This window comes from Streptosporangium sp. NPDC006013 (assembly GCF_040614275.1).
GTDB lineage: Bacteria > Actinomycetota > Actinomycetes > Streptosporangiales > Streptosporangiaceae > Streptosporangium.
The window spans coordinates 1-3,921 of the sequence record NZ_JBEXUE010000701.1 but is presented as its reverse complement, the minus strand read 5'-3'; the positions used below and the strand labels follow the sequence as shown (position 1 = coordinate 3,921).

Sequence of the window (3,921 nt, the reverse complement as noted above, 5' to 3'; positions counted from 1 at the left end):
GGATCAGCTTCCCCAGGTTCGGGATCCAGGTATCCCGGGGCGGGACGGACGGCCTCCTCGGCCACCAGCCAGGCCGGCCTGGCCTTGGCCGGAGGCCGGTAGAGCCGCTTGACGGCGACCCCGCCGAAGACGAAGGACCCGAAGAAGGCGAGCCCGGCGAGCGCGTCGAGGAGTTCCTGCCCGGACACCCAGGTGTAGGCCAGCATCACCGCCCAGAGGGAGAACATGATCGCCCCCGGGAACTGGGCGAAGGGCAGGTTGCGCCACTCCTTCGGCTTGGCCTCGTCGAAGTAGCGCTCGGCCCACGCGCTCTGCGCGTCCGCCCCGCGGAACCGGCGATGGTTGACGAACCCGAGGACCGCCATGAGGGCGGCGGCGAGCACCGCCCACACCGGCGCGTGCGGGTAACCCGTCAGCACGGCTGTCTCATCCAAAGAGTTTGTTCCATCCCTTCTTGATCCCGGAACCGACGGACTTGGCGGTGTTCACCACAGGATCTCGCATCTTGTCGTAGGCGGCGATGGCGGTGTCACCGACGACTCCGCCGACCATACCTCCGATGTAGGCACCGGCCGCACCGCAGACCGCCGCGAGGACCACTCCGGGGCTGCACGCCGCGGCCCCGATGGTGGCACCCGCATAGGCGCCGCCGGCCACCGCGGCACCGCGGATACCGGCTCTCAGGGCTTTCTCGCCCTTGTTGATGTCCTTTCCCTTGTCGGAGTTCCACTGGGTCAGCGCGCCGTCGGCGAAGGTGGTCACCAGCCCGAACCGGCCCAGGAACTTTCCGGCCTTGGCCAGGCGGCCGCCCCACTTGATGCCGCGCGCCTCCACCCTGACCGACTTGGCGTCGTACCACTTGCGCAGCCCGTTCCAGAACCAGCTGCTCTTCCAGTTGCCCTGCGGGTAGCTCGCCGCCTTGAGGGCGTAGATGCCGCCCATCACGCGCCCGTTCTCGGCGACGTTGGTTCCCCAGGTGTTGAGCATGTCGGACGGGCCGCCGAAGCCGTAGGCGAGCCAGCCCAGCGCCGTGAACTTGCGGGGATCGACGCTGCTGAGGGTGTTGTTCTTGACGGTGCTGCCGTAGGAGGTGGTCACGCCGCCGCTCGGCGCCGGGCGGTGCGGTGCGCCGCCGCCACCACCGCCTCCGCCGCCTCCGCCGCCCTTGTTGCCGCCACCGCCGCCGCTGTTGAGCAGCGCCATCAGTGCCCGGATGATCGCCAGCAGAGCGGCGATCCAGCTTCCCCAGAACTTGCCGTCCGGGTCGGTGAAGGTGACCGGGTTGTTGTTCGCGTAGGCGTACCCGTTCATCTGCTGCGGGTCCTGCGGGTCGATGATCGGGTCGACGCTGATGAAACGGCCGGTCGCCGGGTCGTACTCGCGGGCGCCCAGATGTGTCAGGCCCGTGGAGGAGTCGACGGTGCCACCGACGAACCCCTTCTCCGAGGGCCATGTCCCCGGTGGCGCCCCCCGCAGCTGGCCGAAGGGCTTGAAGCGGCGCTGGGAGACCGCCTGGGTGGTGGCGTTGATCGCGAGCTCGCCGGTGCCGTTGTGGTCGTTGGCCAGGAAGGTCACGCCCGCCGTGGTCCTGACCGCGACCGCGACCGTGTCGTGGACGTAGTACCTGGTGGCCTCGACCTTCGTGGTGGCGTTGTCCAGCCGGAGTTCCATGCCCGGCAGGTACAGGGTCGTGGCGGCCGGTTCCCTGCGGATCAGCCGGTTGCCGTCGGCGTCGTAGAGGTAGGAGGTGACCTTGGCCCCGTCGGTGACCTTGCTCAGCCGCCCCTCGACGTCCCAGTCGAGCTTCTGGTCGACGGCGCCGGTCTTGCGGCTGGTCGTGTTGCCGGTGGCGTCGTAGCCGTAGCTCTCGACGCGCGCGCCCGCGCCCCCGGTCTGGGTGACCGAGGCCAGCGCGTGCGGTTGCGGGGCCCCGGGGGCCGGGTAGCCGTAGAGGCGCTGGGTGTCGGCGGTCCCGCCGATGCCGTGTTCGACCTCCCTGGTCCTGTTGCCCGTCGCGTCATAGCCGAACGACTGCCAGTACGGTGCCACACCTCCGACGAGGTTCGCCGCCGGTGCGGTGGCGCAGCTCTGGGTGCCCTGCGTCCACGCCTCGGTCATCCTGCGCAGGTAGTCGTAGGAGAAGCACTGGGTGTCCGTGCCGGACCGGGAGACGTCGGAGACCGCGGTGACGTTGCCCGCCGCGTCGTAGGTGTAGTTGGCGTTGCGGTCCACCCCGGCGACGTCCTCGCGGTCGACCCGCGCCGACTTCAGCCGCTGCGTGCCGTACTCGTAGGAGTTGGTCAGCCAGACCTTCTTGCCTCCGGTGGAGAGCTCGTACTGCTCGGGCTTGCCGGTGAGGCTGTGGATCGACCTGGTCACGTAGGAGGTGAGCCCGGAGGTGACGGTGGGCCGCCGCAGCTCGTCGTAGGAGTAGACGACGGTCTCGGCCGCCAGGCCGCCCGAGGCCGGGAAGGTGGCGGACTGTACCGTGCCGTCCAGCTTGTAGCGGGTGTCGAACTGGTAGCTGCCCGCCAGCTCCTTCTCGGTGCCGGGGATGGTGACCGTGGTCCGGATCGCCCGGTCCAGGTTGTCGTAGGCGTTGACGGTCGTGGTGTACGCCTGGCCGGCCACGTTCCTGGTGGAGCTGGAGAGCTGCCCCTTGCGGACCGTGTCGTAGGTCCACGCCGTCAGGACGGTGCCGGTCTCCGACCCCTCACGGACCTCGGTCTTGCGGCCGAGCGCGTCGTAGGTCGTGAACAGCTTGGCGCCCCTGGCGTCCTCGGTGGAGGTCACCCGGTCCAGGTCGTCGTAGCCGGACCTGGTCGTGCCCTTGTCCGGGTCGTCCACCCGGATCTCCCGGCCGCGCAGGTCGTAGTGGTGGGTCCAGGTGTTGTTCGCCGCGTCCTTGACCGTGGCGAGCTTGCCCAGCGGGGTGTAGGTGTAGAGGGTCCGGTCGAAGTCGCCGGTCGGCGAGCCCCCCCGGTACTGGCGCAGCTCGACGATGTGGTCGCGCGCGTCGGTGAAGGTGGTGACCGGCGTGTCCCCGGTCGGCGGGTCCACCGTGACCCGGCCCCCGGCGTAGGAGGTGGTCGTGCGCCATTTCTCCTGGGTCTCGCCGTTGCCGACGAGGAACCGCTCGACGGTCACCCGGTTGCGGCCGTCGAAGTCGAAGACCTTCTGCGACTCGACGTTGCCGTCGAAGGCGCCGAAGAGGGTCGTCGAAGGCGCCCCGGTCGAGTAGTACTGCCCGTACTCGCGGGCGACGTTGCCCCGGGAGTCGTAGAGCTTGTCGGAGATCAGCCGCCCGCCGTCCGGCCCCGGGTCCTGGGTCTGGCGCAGCCGCAGCCTGCCGTCGTACAGCTCGTAGGTGGGCTCGGTCTGGCCGCCCTCGGCGGTCAGCCGCCTCGTGCCGATCGCGATGATCTGACCGTCGGTCACCCGGTAGCTGAACTCCAGGTTCGGTGTCTGCCCGGACGCCTTGGAGCGGTCTGCCATCCACACCTTGAGCAGGCGGCCCAGCGCGTCGTACTCCAGGTCGGTCCGCTTGCTGTTGGCGTCCAGTTTGACCGTCTCGAAGCCGAAGGCCGGGTCGCGCTCCTCGCTCGTGACGTGGGCCGTGCCGGCGTCACCGGGCTTCACCGGCGGTCCGGTGGTCTTCACCAGCGTGGCCAGGCCCGCGGTGTCGGTGTAGGCGACGGTCGTGACGTTGCCCGCGGCGTCCTTCGTGGTGAGTTCGCGGCCGTAGGAGTCGTAGGTGGAGATCTCGGTGGGGACGTACGTCGCGGTGGTGCCGTTGTGGCTCGCGATCTTCTCGACCCTGGTGACCTCTCCCCTGGTCGGCGCCGCGCCGAAGGCCCCGTTGTCGTAGAAGGAGCGCCCGTCCTCGATCACGTGTTTGGACCGGTCGGGCGTGACCGAGCA

The 3,921-nt window shown here is 69.7% G+C and carries 2 protein-coding genes; both read right to left on the bottom strand.

From position 1 onward, the window contains the following. On the bottom strand, positions 1-434 hold a 434-nt coding region (locus tag ABZ260_RS48125; RefSeq protein WP_355631859.1), incomplete at its 3' end, for a hypothetical protein. After that, positions 427-3,921, bottom strand: a 3,495-nt coding sequence (locus ABZ260_RS48120; protein WP_355631856.1) for an RHS repeat-associated core domain-containing protein, incomplete at its 5' end; no start/stop codon positions are given. The genes ABZ260_RS48125 and ABZ260_RS48120, both read right to left, overlap by 8 nt.